Origin of the sequence: Mesorhizobium sp. M1307 (assembly GCF_040318155.1) — a bacterium.
GTDB lineage: Bacteria > Pseudomonadota > Alphaproteobacteria > Rhizobiales > Rhizobiaceae > Mesorhizobium.
Window position 1 is genome coordinate 89,474 of record NZ_JAMYLR010000010.1, and the last position, 15,126, is coordinate 104,599.

Below are 15,126 nucleotides of genomic sequence, written 5' to 3' on the forward strand. Positions count from 1 at the left end.
ACCGCCAAAATGAGCGGCAATCGCAAACGGCTACCGATTGATAAACTCCCGGTGCTTAGCCAGTTTGACGTCTTGGAGAGCGCTTTGGCCTTCAAGGCAGAACAAGCGCGCGGCGGCGACCCCCGACAGCGCGACGTAGTGTCGAACGCCGGCGATCGCCTCCGCGCTGCACAGGCGCAGTTGCCCGAGTGGCAGCCGTGGCGCAGCATATGTTTCGCGCCTCTGGCAGCGCTCCAGCTCGATGGCGCAGTGGTTCGGTTCCACAATCCGGGACATGAGCCGACAGAACCAGCATTCAGGCCACCGCCCGGCTATGCGAGCGCACAAGGTTTGACCTGGCGCGCCACCCGAAATGCGGTTCAGGGCGCGCGAAATATTGCCAAAGGTAGTCATCGGCGGCTCCAAGGAATTGCGGAGAACATGCGGTCGTGACTGAGGGCGTGCTATCCTTTGATGAAGGCGAGCAGATCAGCATTGACCTGATCTTGGTGCGTGGCCGTGATCCCGTGGGGCGCGCCGGGGTAATAGATATCCTTTGCGCCTTTGATCAATCGGGCCGACTTGACTGCCGAGTCCTTGACGGGGACGATCTGATCGTCTTCGCCATGCAGGACGAGGGTTGGTACGTCGAACTTCTTGAGGTCCTCGGTAAAATCGGTCTCGGAGAACGCCTTGACGCTTTCGTACGCGTTCACGAGACCCGCCTGCATGCTCCAGAGCCAGAACTGATCCAGAGTCCCCTGGGAAACCTTGGCGCCCGGCCTGTTCGCGCCATAAAACAACGGTGCGAGGTCCCGGTAGTACTGCGAACGATCCTTGACGAGGCCAGCCCTTATGCCGTCGAATACCTCGATCGGCAGACCTTCCGGATTGGCCGGCGTTTTCACCATGATCGGCGGAACAGCGGCGATAAGAACAGCCTTGGCCACCCGCTTCGTCCCGTGCCGTCCGATATAGCGAGCAACCTCGCCTCCTCCGGTGGAATGGCCGACCAGCGTGGCGTCCCGGAGATCCAGCGCCTCGATCACGGCTGCAAGATCGTCCGCATAGCCGTTCATGTCGTTGCCGGACGTGGCCTGGCTCGATCGGCCATGGCCGCGCCGGTCATGCGCAACGACGCGAAAGCCGTTATGGGCAAGAAAGAGCATCTGGCCGTCCCAGGCGTCGGAATTCAGCGGCCAGCCGTGCGAGAACGTGACGACAGGACCCTTGCCCCAATCCTTGTAGTAGATTTCGGTGCCATCCTTGGTCGTGATGGTGCTCATCGTCGTGGTTCCTTTGATTGAGGGGGAAGAGGGAAGGTTTTGTTTTCGGCTCGTTGCCGAAGCAGCGCGGGGCAGTCCGGCGGCAACCGTAGAGATCAGGCCTGCCAACAAGACATCGCGGCGAGATCCGCCGACGGAGAAAAGTCCGTCTTTGTTCATCATGTCCATCCATGTGCTTTGAACATCCTGCTCACCATCACGACCGTCGAGTCGGCCTGTGCGGTCGCGTTCGGGGAGGAGCGAGCGAGGAGCGGTAGAAACGCGACGGTCGTGATGGCTTGCGAGGAACAGAATGCACCGATCCGGGCCGCGAACCTACTCTACGGAAGCATCTGTCATACGATGCCAAGGTGCAGGGCAGGCACGCCGAAGCTAGGGCCGGGCTAAGGCAAGCTCTTATAGACACACGTCAATTTAGGCTTGGGTAGCGGCGCGGGGACCGACGCGGCATGGCCGGCGTCAGTTGCTGATGCATGAAATGTTGCGAGTTTGTCGGTCAGACTGGCGCTGCCAAAGAGCGCCGCTCAGTGGTAACCGATGTTTGGCGCGGGCCTTGCCGCGAAACACCAACAGGACCACCGATGTACATCAGGATCACCCGCAGCAGCACGAGCGTACCAACAGGCAGGAAGGCCTGGGCGCGCTGAGAAAGCACCTGAAATGGCCGGGCGCGCCGGGCGATCCTATTGGATGGGGCATGGATCGGCTTGTGCCAAATTCTAGACCTCGCGCATCGGCGCGGGCAGCGTTTCCCACGCCCGGATCAGCTCACCGATGGAAGCGGCTTCCATCTTGCGCATGACATTGCCGCGGTGAAGCTTGACCGTCACTTCACTGATGCCGAGGTCGAAGGCGATCTGCTTGTTGAGGCGCCCGCGCGCCACTTCACGCAGGACCTCGCGCTCGCGCGGCGTCAGCGTCTCGACGCGCTCGATATTGCGCTTGACGATCACGGCATCCGTCCGCCGCTTGGCATCCACCGCAATGCCGGCGATCACAGCGTCAAGCAGCGTCTGATCCCGCACCGGTTTGGTGAGAAAGTCCACGGCGCCGGCCTTCATCGCCTGGACAGTCATCGGGATGTCGCCATGCCCGGTCAGGAAGATGATGGGTTTGGGGTTGCCGTTTTTCGCAAGATGGTGCTGCAGATCGAGACCGCTCGTCCCCGGCATGCGCACGTCGAGGATCAAGCAGCCGGGGCTCTCCAACACGTCGGCGTCAAGCAATTCACGGGTTGAGGTAAAGCACACCGGCAGGAAACCCGCCGACAGGATCAATTCAGACAGCGCCTCCCGAACAGAGGCATCATCATCGACAATAATGACCAGCGGCTGCTCGGCTTCAGCCCTTCGCTGCTGTGATGATGGCGTCGATCTCGGTAAGGGCAATTGGTCAACTCTCATGTTTAGCCTCCGTTTCTGGGTTGCGTAAAGCGTCGCCGATCGCCGCAAGCAGTGCCTGGCCATCGAACGGCTTGCGGAAAAGCCCGCCAATGCCCTTAGCGCGGTGCTGATCCACTATCTCGTGGCGGCCGGTGATCAGGAACACAGGCAAATCCGGACGCGCCTTCTTGACCAAGTCGCGAAGTTCAAAGCCGTCCATGCCGGGCATCCCGATGTCGGTGATAAGCATGTCCAATCCAGACAGGCCGCTGACCAGCAACGACCCTGCCGACGAGAAGCTGCGGGCCACATAGCCGGCGGACTCCAGAAGGTCCTCCAGCGACTCGAGCAGTCTTGGGTCATCGTCGACAATCGCCACGACAGGCCTCCGCTTGCTCACCCTCAGTTCCCCCCTGCCCGGCGCGAGTGCGTGATCGGTATTCCCAATCGCTCGGCGATGCGAACGAGGTCGGCGAGCGACGCCGCGACCATCTTCTGCATGACGTTCCTTCTATGAATTTCCAGCGTAACTTCGCTGATCCCCAGTTCAGCGGCGGCCTGCTTGTTGAGCAGGCCGCTGACCACCAGCGGCAGCACCTCACGTTCGCGCGGCGTCAGCTCGAGATAACGTTGCTTCAACACGCCCAGCTCGGCGCGCTCCGATCGCTGTACCCGATCCTGGGCAATCGCCGCATGGATTGCGGCCATGAGGTCTGCATCGCTGAAGGGCTTAGTCAGGAAATCCACGGCGCCGTGCTTGATCGCACGCACCGAGGACGGGATATCGCCATGTCCCGTCAGGAAAACGATCGGCGGATGATCGCCCTCGGCAATCTGCCGCTGCAGATCGAGGCCGTTAATATCCGGCAACTCGATATCGAGGATGAGGCAGGCAGGGAAGTCCGGCTTGTCAGCGCGGATATAATCGCCCGCCGATCCGAACGCTAGGGCACACATGCCGTGTGTAGCCAGCAGCTCACTGAGCGCCTCCCGGATGCGTTCATCGTCATCTACGATGAAGACAATTTGGCCGTCCGTCGTCATGACGCCGCTTTCGCTTCAATCGGCAACGTGAAGATAAACGTCGCTCCACGTGGTTCGTTCTTCTCGACCCATAAACGCCCGCTGTGCGACTCGATGATCGAACGGCAGATCGCCAGTCCCATGCCCATCCCTTGCTCTTTCGTGGTAAAGAACGGTTCGAATATCCGGTCGGGAAACGCGACGCCCCGGCCGCGATCTCTGACTTCCGTCTGGACAACATCCCCGATATGGCGCACTCGGATGCTGATAACTCCGTCATCCGCACCAGAGTCCATCGCCTCCATGCCGTTGCGGATGAGATTGACCAGAACCTGCTGGATTTGGACGCGATCGAACGCGACTAGCGGAATGTCGCTTCCGACATCAACGCTGGTGCGAACGCCCCGACGCATCGCTTCCTCGGCCACGAGGTCGCGTGCCTCTGCGATGACACTGCTGAGCGTCGCATTGGTCCTCGTCTCGGTGGATTGCTTGAACAGCGCGCGGATGCGGCCGACGACGTCCGCCGCCGAATTAGCGTCCCGGATTATGCGCTCGGCCGTAATCTTCGCGCGTTCGACGTTCGGAGGGGCGGCGGACAGCCAACGGTGGCATGCATGGGAATTGGCGACGATCGCGGCCAGCGGCTGATTCACCTCGTGCGCGATCGAAGCGGAAAGCTCGGCGAGACTTGCAGCCTGAGTGGCTTGCGCGAGTTTGTCGGAGGCTTGTCGCAGCGCTTCCTGGGCGCGCACCTCTTCGTCGATGTCGAGGGAAACCCCGTACCATTGCACAACCGCCCCGTCTTCATCACGCCGCGGCTCGACCCTGCACTCCGCCCAGCGATAGCCATCTGTTTCGCGCCAGCGAAACCGCATCGCGGAACCGCCGCCTGTTTCGAAACAGCTCAGCAACGTGCGCAGCACCTCGGGAGCATCTTCGGGATGAACCAGTTCTTGCAGCAATTCCTCGATGCGCGGCTCTCCGAGTGTTTCGAAATTGGCGATGACGGCGCGGAAATGGTCCTGGTATCGCTTGTTGAAGTAGACCGGCCCGCCGGTCGGCACCGCGCTCCAGATGCGGACCGGCACAGCGTCGATCATCTGCTGAAGCTGCAATTCGCTCCGCCGCAGCGCCTCTTCGGCTTGCATCTGATCGTCTATGTCGTGACAGAGGCCGTACCACTGCACGATCAGGCCAGCGTGATCGCGCATCGGCTCTGCCCGGCTCGACATCCAGTGATAGACGCCATCGGCACGGCGCAGGCGATACCTCATGGAGAAGCGCTCGCCGGTAGCAAGGCAGTGACTGAGCGTATCGCCGAATGCTGCTGCGTCGTCCGGATGGACGGTGGCCGCTATCATCGCCGCCAGCCGGCCGATGCCCTGTTTGTCCAAATCCGTTACGTCAAGGCCGAGAAAGTCGACCATTCGCTTGTTGAAAAAGGTCGGCTCGCCGTCCGGCGTCAGGCGCCAAACGTGGCTCGGAACCATGTCGACAAGCTGCGAGAGCTCCCGCTCCCGGTCGCGCAATGCCTCCTGCGCGCGCACCTCATCGTCGATGTCGATGCTGGCCGTGTACCATTGGACGATCGCTCCACTCTGGTTCCGCAGCGGCTCGGCGCGGCCCTCCCTCCAGCGATACACGCCATCCGCGCGACGCAGGCGATACCTTATGGGATAGGGTTCGCCGGTGGCGAGCGAGCGGCTGAGCCATTCTCTCATCCTGGGTCCATCGTCGGGATGGACGGCTGCCGCGACCACGGTCGCCAGGCGGCTCGTGCCCGGCTTGTCCCAGCCCGCGATGTCGTTGAGGCCGATATAGTCTGTCGTGCGCTTGCTGAAGAAGGTTGGTTCGCCGTTGGGCGCCATACGGGCGATGTGAGCGGGGATCATTTCGACCAGCAACGAGAGTTCTCGCTCCCGCTCCCGCAAGGTCTCCACACTTTGGCGCAAAGTGAACACCGCCGCCTGATGCTGCCTGGAAATGGCGGCCACGACGAGCGCCGAAAATGCAGAGATGGCCAGAAAAAGCTGCAGCATGATCTGGTTGTGCTTCTGGGATTCGGGATCGCCGGCAAATTGGCTGGCGCCGGATATCGTGAATACCGCCGTGATCAGAGCGAGAACGGTCAATGCTACGGCGGCGCCTCGGAACTCAAAGCGCACCGCGGCCCAAAGAAGAGGCGGCATGATGATGTAGGCGAAGGGCAGATAGCCGCTCAAGGAAAGGGCGGCGATACCAAGAAAGATCAGCCCCAGGACGCAAGCTTCCATCCACCGCGCCGCCGAGAGCTGCGCCTTGCCGCGCCAGTTCTGGAACACGACCAGCGCCAGTGGCGCTACGATCAGGACTCCCGTCGCGTCTCCGATCCACCACAGCGGCCAAGCCGTCGCAAAGGTTTGCGATTGTATGCCAAACCACGAAAGCGCCGCACTTCCCACCGTCGCGCTTGCAACTGGCGCAACTCCAGCGGCCAGTGCGACGAATGCGAGAACGTCCCGCAACGTTTCCAGCCGAACTGGGCGCTTGCAGGCCTGGTTCACAAGCCATGCGCCGGCCACCGCTTCAAGAGCGTTGCCGGCAAAGATCAGGAAGGCCGCGGGCAGCGGAGTGTGGAACCACAAGAAGTTGCTGAACAGTTCTGCCACACAGGCCCCCAGCACCCACCACGGCCAGCTATACCTGGAGGCGAAGACAAGCGTAGCGATGAAAAGCCCGCTCGGAGGCCAAATGGAAATCCCTGTTCCAGGTATGATTGCGAGCGACTGGGCGAAGCCGCAGCCCAGGACATAGGCCGTAATAAAAAGCCCCAGATGTAAGAATTGGGGACGGTGCGACCAGACGCGCGACAACCTGCCTCTTTCAAGATCGCTGATCATGTTGCCGCGAATCAGGCCCGGTTCATTCGTCGCGAAAGATCGGCCACTTCCCGGTCCGGATCGGTCCAAGTCATGCGTTAACGCGCGCGTTGCGCTGGAATCGGTCTCGCCAAGTGAGTTGGGCGCTATCGTCATCGGGTGCCCCTGACGGACAAACAAACTCTGGAGATTGTCGGCGCTTCGTGTAGCACCTGCTCTTGATAGCTGGACTGGGCTGACGGACTCACGTAGCCACCCTAATCCCGCCACGCCCCAACCGCACCTCATGGAAATCCATGCATTGCACGGGGCGGCGGCGCCCCTTCACCGAGAGCCGAAAAACCAAGCGCTTACTGAGCGCCGCCAGTTATTGCGCAGCTTTCGCTTCAACCGGGAGGGTGAAGATGAATGTCGCCCCACGCGGCACGCTATTCTCCGCCCAAAGGCGTCCGCCGTGAGACTCGATGATCGAACGGGAGATCGCGAGCCCCATGCCCATTCCGTTCCCTTTCGTTGTAAAGAACGGCTCGAATATCTTGTTGGGACGTTCGATACCCGGGCCTCGGTCGCTGACCTCGGTCTGGATCGTGTCCTCTATCCGGCGCACCCGCATTCCGAGAACCTTGTCGCCCGCCGTGGTGTCCATCGCCTCCATGCCGTTGCGAATGAGGTTGACCAGGACCTGCTGGATCTGGACGCGATCGAACGCAACCAGCGGAAGGTTGCTTTCGACGTCGATGTCCATGCGAACGCGACGCCGCATGGCTTCCTCGGCCATAAGGTCACGTGCTTCGGCAACGACGCTGGGGATCGGCGTGCTGGTTCTCATTTCAAGCGAAGGTCTGAACAAGGCACGGACGCGGCTGACGACATCCGCCGCCGAGTTGGCATCGCGGATGATACGCTCGGCCGTGATCTTCGCGCGCTCGACGTTCGGGGGCTCGGCGGACATCCAACGGTGGCATGCGTTGGAGTTGGCGACGATGGCGGCCAGCGGCTGGTTCACCTCATGAGCGATGGATGCGGATAGTTCGGCAAGGCTCGCCGCCTGGCTCGCACGCGCAAGTCTCTCTTGTGCCAGCCGAAGCTCCTCTTGTGTCCGCACCTCATTTTCGATGTCGAGGCAGATAACGTTCCACTGCACTATGGCGCCTTCAGCGTTCCGCATCGGCGCGGCGCGCGTCTCGACCCAGCGATATTCACCATCGAAGCGCCGCAGACGGTGCCGTCGCGCATACGGCTCGCCTGTGGACAGACAATCGGCATATCTCTCTTTGACACCTGTCAGGTCGTCGGGATGAACACCGGCGTCGAGTGTGCCAGCCAGCCGGGACTTTCCCGCTTCGTCCAATTCCTCAAGATTGTATCCGAGGAATTCACGGAGCTGCTGGCTGCGATATATCGGTTCGCCATCCGGCGCGGCGCAATCGATCATTGCCGGCAGCGTTTCAACGAGATGCCAGAGAGCCCGTTCTCTCTCGCGCAGCGCCTCTTCGACGCGCAGCTGATCGTCGATGTCGTGCGTAAGGCCGTACCATTGGACGATGTGTCCACCCTGGTCCCGCAGCGGCTCCGCGCGGCCCTCATCCAACGATAAACGCCATCGGCACGGCGCAGGCGATACTTCATGAAGAAGCGCTCGCCGGTGGCAAAGCAGCTGTCGAGTGCTTCCTTCAGGCTGGCTGCATCGTCGGGATGGACGACGGTGGCAATGAAGGCCGCCAGCAGGCTGGTGTCCGGCTTTTCCGCGTCCGCTATGTCCAGGCCGAGAAAATCTATCAGGCGCTTGTTGAAGAAGGTCGGCTCACCGTTGGGAGATAGCCGCCAGAGGTAGCTCGGAACCATGTTGACGAGTTGCGAGAGCTCTCGTTCCCGGTCGTGCAATGCGGCTTGCGTGGTCACCAGGTCATGGATGTCGACGCTCACGCCGTACCATTGGAGAATGCTGCCATCTTCGTCGCGCAGCGGCTCGGCGCGAGTCTCGGTCCAGCGATAGCCGCCGTCGGTCCGCCTCTGGCGATATCTCTGAACGTAAGGCACGCCGGTTGCGAATGAATGGCGGATCGCCTGCCGTGCGGTGTCGATATCGTCTGGATGGATCACGCTCAGCGACGGCGAGCCGTCCGGGGCGGTGATGTCGCGGAGCGTGGCCCCGGTTACATCGGTGAACCGTTTGTTGACGTAGGAAGGCGTCCCTTCCCGTGTCGTACTCCAGATCAAAGCGGGCACGGTGTCGATCAGCTGCTGAAGGCGCCGCTCACTTTTGCGCAACGCCGCCTGCGCGCGCACCTCATCGTCGATGTCGAGAGAAACCCCGTACCACTGCACGACCGTTCCGTCGTCATCGCGTCGCGGCTCGACCCTGCACTCAGCCCAGCGATAGGTGCCGTCTTTTTCGCGCCAGCGAAACCGCATCGCGGAGCCGCCGCCAGTTTCGAAACACCTCAGCAACGTGCGCTGCACCTCGGGAGCATCTTCGGGATGAATCAGCTCGTGCAGCAACGTTTCGATTCCCGGCTCGCCGAGCGCGTCAAAGTTCGCGATAACGGAGCGGAAATGGTCCTGGTATCGCTTGTTGAAGTAGACCGGCCCGCCGGTCGGCATCACACTCCAGATGCGGACCGGCACCGCGTCGATCATGTGCTGAAGTTGCTGCTCGCTCTGCCGCAACGCCGCTTCGGCGTGCGTCTGATCGTCTATGTCGTGACAGAGGCCGTACCACTGGACGATGCGGCCAGCGTCATCGCGCATCGGCTCCGCCCGGCTCGACATCCAGCGATAGACGCCATCGGCACGGCGCAGGCGATAGCGCATCGCGAAGCTCGCCCCGGTAGCGAAGCAACCACGGAGTGCATCGCCGAATGCTGCCGCGTCGTCCGGATGAACGGCGGCCTGTATCATCACCGCCAGCCGGCTCATGCCCGGTCGGTCCAGATCCGCTACATCGAGGCCGAGAAAGTCGACCATGCGCCCATTGAAGAAGATCGGCTCGCCGTCGGGATCGAGCCGCCAGATGTGACTCGGGACCATGTCCACGAGCTGCGAGAGTTCCCGCTCCCGGTCGCGCAATGCTGACTCGGCCCGCTTCTGGTCCTCAATGTCTATTGTCGTGCCGTACCATTGAACGATGCGCCCCTGGCTATCGCGAAAAGGTCGTCCTGAGCTTCGAAACCAGCGATAGACGCCATCGGCGCGCCGCAGGCGATGCTCGGTATCATAGGGATCGCCGGTTTCGAGGCAATGCCGCCATCTGGCGGCTACAGGATCATAATCGTCGGGATGGATGGCTCGACGCCAGCCGAACTCATCGTTGTCTTCGGAAGTGTTGAGACCCTCATGCGTGTTGCCGAGGAACGCCAGCGTGTTTGGGCTGACATAGGTGAATCTTCCGGCGGCATCGGCTGCCCACGCGTGGCCGGGCATGCTCTCGATGATTTGCAGCGCAAGCGTTGCTTCGGGGTCGATTTCGCCAAGTGAGTTGGACGCTGCTGTCATTGGCTTCTCCTGTCGGACAAAAAAGCCTGGGGACGGTCAGCGCTTGATATAGCACTTGTTTTCAATATCTGGACAGGCGAACTCACCGCCTAAATCTAGTTCCGCCATGCCTCGGCTGCATCTCATGGAAATCCATGCATTGCGCGGAGATATCGCCGCTACGGGGGCCCTAACGATGGCCTCGCGCGAGCAGCGACGCGGATCGATGCATCAACACCTACCACCGGGAATACGAGCCGGACAGGTAAGACGCTACCGCTCGTCGAAGCAGACAGCAGCCACATCGCGCCTGCGAAGAGCAGAATGCCAAATGGCGCAAGCGTGATCAGGCGCATCCCGGTCCTTTGGATGACGAAGCCGGACAACAGAACCTGATCGGTAGTTCGTACTGAACCTCAGCACAGGTCGTATTATCAGTCAGCCGGATTCAGGCGCGCGAACGTGCCGGCGCGGATCTCCGTAGCGCCGAAGACCGCCCACGAGAAAATCCACTTTGAAGTGTTTCCGGATCATCCTGTGGCAGCAATGATCGCAGAGAGCGCCCTCTTGAAGAGTTCGGTTGTCTTAACGTTCACCTATTTTGACAAGCGCAACACGCATTCGCTGTGCGCAGTTGCGAGGGTTCATGAAAACAACCCGCTATCTTGCCGCCGGCTAACGCGGTGCGACACGCAGCCCGGCGGCATCGAAGAGATGCATGCGCTCCGGCGGCAGAGCGAGGTTGATCGGCGGCCCTTGCGATTCAACGCCCTGCTGCTTGAGAACGGCGATAAGTTTGCTGTCGCCGGCAATGGTGGCGTGGACAACTGTTTCCGGGCCCAACGCCTCGGCCAGCGTTACCCGCGCTTCCACCGATCCCTTGCCGCCATTCGAAAGTTGGATGTCGTGTGGCCGGATGCCAAGCGTCGCGTCGTCTCCCGGTTTCAGCGCGACCCCGTCGGCCGCGATCGAGGCCGACAGCCCGCCTGGACCTTCGACACGCACCTCGGCGCCGCTTGCCGAACGCACCTTCACCGGCAGCAGGTTCATCCGCGGCGCGCCGATGAAGCCGGCGACGAACAGGTTGGCCGGCGCGTTGTAGAGATCGAGCGGCCGGCCGACCTGTTCGATCCGCCCCGAGCGCATGACCACGATGCGGTCCGCCAGCGTCATCGCCTCGATCTGGTCATGCGTGACGTAGACCATCGTGGTTGCCAGCCGCCGGTGCAGGCCCGCCAGTTCAGCGCGCATGGTGATGCGCAGTTCGGCATCGAGGTTGGACAGCGGTTCATCGAGCAGAAAGGCGGTCGGATTGCGCACCACCGCACGGCCGATCGCCACGCGCTGCTTCTGGCCGCCCGACAATTGGCCGGGCCGGCGGTCTAGATAGGGAGCAATTTCCAGCATGCGCGTCGCTTCCGTGATCCGCGTGTCGATCTCGGCCTTCGGCATACGAATGTTTTCAAGCCCGAAGGCGAGGTTCTGGCGCACGCTCATGTGCGGGTAGAGCGCGTAAGACTGGAACACCATCGCCAGACCGCGTTGCGCGGCCGAAACGTTGGTGACGTCGACCCCGTCGATCTCGACCTTGCCGTCGGTCGGCCGATCGAGCCCGGCAATCAACCGCAGCAGCGTGGACTTGCCGCAACCCGACGGGCCGACGAGGACCAGCATCTCGCCGTCACCGACGTCGAGGTTGATACCGTGCAAGATCTTCATCTTGCCGTAAGCGCGATCGATGTTGGTCAGCGTTATCCGTCCCATGACATCCTCACTTCAGCCCGGTGCCGGCAATGCCGGAAGTGATGTAACGCTGCAGGAAGACGAAGACGAGGACGACGGGGATCATCGTCACCACGGTCATCGCCAGGATGTAGTGCCACTGCACGTTTAGCTGGCCGGCATAGGTGTTGAGGCCGACCTGGAGTGTGTAGAGTTCCTTGCGCGACAGCACCACCAGCGGCCACAGAAAGTCGTTCCAGCGCCAGACGACCGAGAAGATCGCCAGCACGGCGAGCGCCGGTGCTGCAAGCGGCAATACGATGCGCCAGTAGATCTGCCATTCGGAAGCGTTGTCCATGCGCGCCGCATCGAGCAGCTCGTCGGGGATGGTCAGCATATATTGGCGCAGCAGGAAGACGCCGGTTGGCGTCGCCACCGTCGGCAAGATCACGCCCCACAGCGAATCGAGCAGTCCGACGGCGCCCACCACCGAATAGAGCGGCACCAGGATGACCGACAGCGGCACCATCAGCGTACCGACGATCACAAGCATCGTTAGATCGCGACCGCGGAACTTGTATTTCGACAAGGCGAAGGCGGCCATCGAATTGGTGAGCAGCGTGATCAGCGTTGCCATTGCCGTCACAAAAACCGAATTGCGCAGATAGCGCAGGAAGTCGAAATGGACGAAGGGCTCGGTGTAATTCTCCGTTGCGAAGCCGATTTCGCGCACCGGCTGCCGGTCGGCGATGTTGACCTTCACGATATCGTTCGACGCCTGCGGATCCACCATCTGCGCCACGATGCCGATGCGCCGCACCTCGGCCAGCACCTTGGTCGAACCATCCGGCAACTTCACCCTGTAGAGGGTCAGCGGCTTGTCGTAGCCTTCGACCCTCGCGTGTTGGCTGACATAAGGCATTATGGTCGGCGGGAACTCGGCGAGCTGTGCCGGCGTCTTGAATGACGAACCCACCAGCCAGACGGCCGGGCCGAACATGATGACAACGCCGCCGAGCAGCCACAGCCAGCTCACGATATCCGTCCAGTGCCAGCCGCGACCACCGCGCCGGCGGGTCAGGAATGTCACGACCCGGCTCATTCGCGGGCTCCTTTCCGCTCACCCCGGCGTCCGACCTGCAGCTGAACCAAGGTCAGCACGACCAGCACCAACCCCATCAGGATCGAAGCCGCCGAAGCCAGCCCCGGATTGCGCAACAGGGAGGCGAAGCCGATCTCATAGATGTACTGCGTGATATAGAGGGTCGAGGTTCCCGGCCCTCCACCCGTCAGCACATAGACTTCGTCGAAGATCTGCACGGCGCGGATCAGCGCCAGTACGATGACGACAAGCAGATTCGGCATCAGCAGCGGCAGCGTGATGCGCCAGAACACCCGCGCCGGCTTCGTGCCGTCCATCTCGGCCGCTTCGTAAAGGTCGCGCGGGATCGCCTGCAATCCGGCAAGCAAGATCAGCGTATAGAAGCCCGTATGTGCCCAAACCGAAACGCTGACCGCGGCGGTGAAAGCCCAGAAACGGTCTGTCAGCCAGTTGTGCGGCTCGCCGCCCAGATCATGGACGATCAGGTTGAGCAGGCCCTGGCGCTGCAGGATCCAACGCCAGATCAGGCCGGTGACGACGGGCGACAGCAGCACCGGAAAGAAGAACACCGCGCGCCAGAAGCTGCGCCCGACGATCTCGCGGTTGAGGATCAACGCTGTCGCCATCGACACGACCGTCATCAGCGCCACCTGCACGACGACGAACAGGCCGGTATTGTGCACGGCCTTCCAGAAGAGATCCTCGTGGCAAGTGGCAGTGTCCAGGTAGTTGCCGCAATCGAGCAGGCGCTGATATTGCTCGAGCCCCACATAGGTTCGGTCCTGCAGGAAGTAGGCCGTTCCCGACGTGGCCGAATAGAAAAAGTTGATGATCATCGGCACCAGGACGAAAATGCCGAAGATCGCCATGTTTGGGGCGAGGAAGAACGCGGCCATGCCGCCGGTGCCCGTCGCTCGCTGCCAGAACTTCAGCGGCACGTTGACGATCGACGCCAGCCACACGACCGGCGCCGCGAGGGCGGCGCCAATCCATGCCTTCAGTGTCGCGGCGGCGGTCACTTCGCCTCGGCAACCTTGTCGGCGATATCCTGGTCGATCCTGCCCCAGGCATCGTCGAGGCTGAGCTCGCCGGCCATCACCTGGCTGACGCGCGTCACCAGCGCGGCGAAGTAAGCGTTGGCCCACTTCCACGGCGGCAGTGCATCGGCCGCCGGCAGGGTTTCACCCGCCGCCTTGACGAACTTGTCGAGCGCCGGACCGACGTTCTTGTCGGCCGAGACCCATTTCAGCCCGCCCTTGTCTACGACGCCCTTGTGCGCGGGCAGAAACAGCGTGCGCTCGCTGAACTCTTTTACCACGTCTTCACGGGCCAGATAATCCATGACCTTGGCGACGTCCTTGGGATTCTTCGTGTATTTGATGGCGACCAGCGCCGCGCCGCCCTTCACGCCCGAACAGCCTGCGGTACCGCAGGGCGAGCCGGTCGCCACCCAGTCGAAACTATCGCCGATCTTGGTCGATAGATTGGCGACCTGCCAGCTACCCGAATAATAAAACGGGATCTGGGCGTTGATGAAGTCGTCGGCGGCCGCGCGATAGGTCGAGCCTGCCGCCGAAACCCAGGTATCCTTCAGCATCAGGCCCTTGGCGGTCCAGTCGACGAGCCTGCCGACGAAAGCCTTGGTGCCGTCGTCCACTTTCGCCGGCATGCCATCGGGGCCGATATAGTTCGCTCCGAAGGAGACATTCGGGCCCGAAATGCGGTGACCGGAACGGTCGATGGCGAAGGCAGCCGGAAGCTGCTGGCTCTTCGCCACCTCGGCGGCGGCGTTGATCCAGTCGTCCCAGGTCGCCTTGTCACCGGGCAGCGGCACGCCGGCCTGTTCGAACAGCGTCTTGTTGGCGAAGCCGCCGGTGAGCGTGAGCTGGGTCATGAAACCCGGGATGGCGTTGGAGCCGTCGGGGCGCATCCAGTCCAGCGTGTCAGCGAAATTGTCCTCCCAATATTTCGGATCGGCCACCAGTGGCCTGAGATCGAGCCAGTGCTGGGCAAGCTCCTTGATGTTTGTGACGCGGGCGATGTCCGGACCCTGGCCGGCTTCGAGCTGGATGGGCAACTGCTCCTGGATCACCTTGTAGGCGACGTTGTCGAGCGTGACGTGGATGTCGGGATTGTCCTTCATGAAGCGGTTCAGAATGTCCTGGATGACATCGCCCTCGACACCGTCCGAATACCACATGATGCGCACGTCGCCGGCAAACGCGCTGGTCGATGCGAGCAGGCTGACCGACAGCGCGGCCAGCAAAGTGCGGGTCTCATTCATGCTTCGTCTCCTC

General features: G+C 61.9%; 10 protein-coding genes and 1 pseudogene. 1 reads left to right on the forward strand and 10 read right to left on the reverse strand.

Features of this window, described 5'->3' with window-relative positions:
* The first annotated feature begins 9 nt into the window (after positions 1 to 9).
* Positions 10 to 432 (forward strand): hypothetical protein, encoded by a 423-nt coding sequence (locus tag NKH16_RS14665; RefSeq protein WP_352900017.1) that lies wholly within the window; start codon positions 10 to 12, stop codon positions 430 to 432.
* A gap of 11 nt (positions 433 to 443) precedes the next feature.
* Here the strand turns inward: NKH16_RS14665 and NKH16_RS14670 are convergent, their stop codons facing one another.
* The 10 genes and pseudogenes from NKH16_RS14670 to NKH16_RS14715 form a co-directional block, all read right to left on the reverse strand.
* Positions 444 to 1,427, reverse strand: a complete 984-nt coding sequence (locus tag NKH16_RS14670) for an alpha/beta fold hydrolase (protein ID WP_502911702.1) — start codon at positions 1,425 to 1,427, stop codon at positions 444 to 446.
* 557 nt (positions 1,428 to 1,984) lie between these two features.
* A complete protein-coding gene (locus NKH16_RS14675) occupies positions 1,985 to 2,668 on the reverse strand; it encodes a response regulator transcription factor (protein WP_352900022.1) in 684 nt (227 codons plus the stop codon).
* Entirely contained in the window at positions 2,658 to 3,047 is a 390-nt protein-coding gene (locus NKH16_RS14680; RefSeq protein ID WP_352619259.1) for a response regulator, read from the reverse strand. Before NKH16_RS14680 ends, NKH16_RS14675 begins: the two co-directional genes overlap by 11 nt.
* A 2-nt stretch (positions 3,048 to 3,049) precedes the next feature.
* Positions 3,050 to 3,691, reverse strand: a complete 642-nt coding sequence (locus NKH16_RS14685) for a response regulator transcription factor (RefSeq protein WP_352900024.1) — start codon at positions 3,689 to 3,691, stop codon at positions 3,050 to 3,052.
* Positions 3,688 to 6,525 (reverse strand): sensor histidine kinase, encoded by a 2,838-nt coding sequence (locus tag NKH16_RS14690; RefSeq protein WP_352900136.1) that lies wholly within the window; start codon positions 6,523 to 6,525, stop codon positions 3,688 to 3,690. The genes NKH16_RS14685 and NKH16_RS14690 overlap by 4 nt, the downstream gene beginning before the upstream one ends.
* A gap of 373 nt (positions 6,526 to 6,898) precedes the next feature.
* A pseudogene (locus NKH16_RS14695) lies at positions 6,899 to 10,026 on the reverse strand (PAS domain-containing protein).
* A gap of 654 nt (positions 10,027 to 10,680) precedes the next feature.
* The gene (locus tag NKH16_RS14700) at positions 10,681 to 11,769 is read right to left on the reverse strand and encodes an ABC transporter ATP-binding protein (protein WP_352900026.1); all 1,089 of its coding nucleotides are present in this window, start codon (positions 11,767 to 11,769) and stop codon (positions 10,681 to 10,683) included.
* Between the two features lie 7 nt (positions 11,770 to 11,776).
* Positions 11,777 to 12,829, reverse strand: a complete 1,053-nt coding sequence (locus NKH16_RS14705) for a carbohydrate ABC transporter permease (RefSeq protein ID WP_352900029.1) — start codon at positions 12,827 to 12,829, stop codon at positions 11,777 to 11,779.
* Positions 12,826 to 13,848, reverse strand: a complete 1,023-nt coding sequence (locus NKH16_RS14710; protein ID WP_502901447.1) for a carbohydrate ABC transporter permease — start codon at positions 13,846 to 13,848, stop codon at positions 12,826 to 12,828. Before NKH16_RS14710 ends, NKH16_RS14705 begins: the two co-directional genes overlap by 4 nt.
* Positions 13,845 to 15,113 carry an ABC transporter substrate-binding protein gene (locus tag NKH16_RS14715; RefSeq protein ID WP_352900032.1) on the reverse strand — a complete coding sequence of 423 codons (1,269 nt, stop codon included), beginning with the start codon at positions 15,111 to 15,113 and terminating at the stop codon, positions 13,845 to 13,847. Before NKH16_RS14715 ends, NKH16_RS14710 begins: the two co-directional genes overlap by 4 nt.
* Positions 15,114 to 15,126 lie beyond the last annotated feature (13 nt).